This is a genomic window from Nocardia sp. 852002-51101_SCH5132738, assembly GCF_001665695.1.
Classification (GTDB): Bacteria; Actinomycetota; Actinomycetes; order Mycobacteriales; family Mycobacteriaceae; genus Nocardia; species Nocardia nova.
Map to the genome: position 1 here is coordinate 1 of NZ_LZML01000009.1, position 1,490 is coordinate 1,490.

General features: G+C 63.3%; 1 protein-coding gene. It reads left to right on the forward strand.

Annotated features, from left to right (window positions below):
- A partial coding sequence (locus tag A5789_RS01265; RefSeq protein ID WP_227463036.1) for a DEAD/DEAH box helicase occupies positions 1–1,417 on the forward strand: 1,417 nt, incomplete at its 5' end.
- Between the last annotated feature and the right edge of the window lie 73 nt (positions 1,418–1,490).

Consider the following 1,490-nt stretch of genomic DNA (forward strand, 5'->3'; position numbering starts at 1 on the left):
TCGTCGGTCCTTCCTGCCGAGCCATCAGGCTCGACTCATCGGACCGAGATCAGATCCACCGGAACACCGACAGTCCCATGAGGCGCGGCGCCGGTGGCCCCGCTCTGTACCGGGAGCGGAATGGACAGCCGATCCGGACGATCGCGGCGCGATGGAGTATCGCGAAACGTCCTCGCCGTGGATGGATGCCGAATTCGCCGACGCGCGATCACGAGCCTTCCTCGCTGCGTTGGACTTGCATCGCGCAGCGCTCACCACTCAGCCGGCCCGCGCGCGGCGCAATCTCCTGGCAGCGATGGATGTTGTCAGCGGTGCTGCACCTTCCGATCTGCCACCCGCGATCAAGCTCGCCGCGTGGCAGATGATTTTCTTCGTGGTGCCGGTGATTTCGACAACCTTTGCCTCGATGTCGCGCATGTTCGCCTCCCTCGGACGCGAGTCGTTGGGCTGGCTTTTCATCGACGAGGCAGGCCAAGCCGCGCCACAGGCGGCGGTCGGTGCGCTCTGGCGATCACAGCGCGCGGTGATGGTCGGAGATCCGCTCCAACTGGAACCGGTCGTGAACCTTCCCTGGTCGGGGCAGAAGCGCCTGTGCCGGCACTTCGGAGTCGACCCGCAATGGACACCGCAGAACACGTCGGTCCAGTCACTCGCGGACCGAATCAATCGATTCGGCACTTGGATTCCCAACACAGGCGATGCGGGGTATACCTGGGTCGGGTCACCGCTTCGGGTCCACCGGCGCTGCGATCGGCTCATGTTCGAGGTCAGCAACGAGATCGCGTACGACGGTCTGATGGTTTACGGCGTCACCGAACGCAAGCCGTTCGAATTGCTCACACAGAGTACGTGGCTCGACGTCGGCGCTCGACCGAGCGGAAGTAAATGGAATCCGTTGGAGGGTAGGTATGTCGACGCCACGCTGAACAGAATTGTCGAGCGGATCTCCGGTCAAATGGACCACGAACTCGCCGACGCGGGCCTGGACCTGCCCGAATGGGCGGTCAACGATACGGAGCGCGCCGATGAGTTGGCCCGGCGCCTCGCTTCGGCCGTATTCATCGTCAGCCCGTTCCGCGACATTGCGCAAACGTTGCAGAAGTCGGTGGCCAAGAGGTTTCCCAAGGGAGCGGACCGAGTCGGCACGGTCCACACCACACAGGGGAAAGAGGCCGACATCGTGATCTTGGTGCTGGGCACCGCTACCGATCAGGACGGATCGCGCGACTGGGCCGCGAAGACGCCCAATCTGTTGAATGTGGCTGTCACCCGTGCCCGTCGGCGGCTCGTCGTTGTCGGCGACTTCCAGAACTGGTCACATCGCCGCAACTTTCACGTTCTCGCCCAGCACGGAAAGCGCGGGACAGGCGGTCTCTTGACTGTTGTCGATACTTCGAAGGAGTGGCGCCTGGGCTAGTGTTCTGCGCCTGAAATCCGTTGTGTAATTGTAGGATTCGTCGGTGGCAAGGACGGGGCGGCCGAGGTCGGGG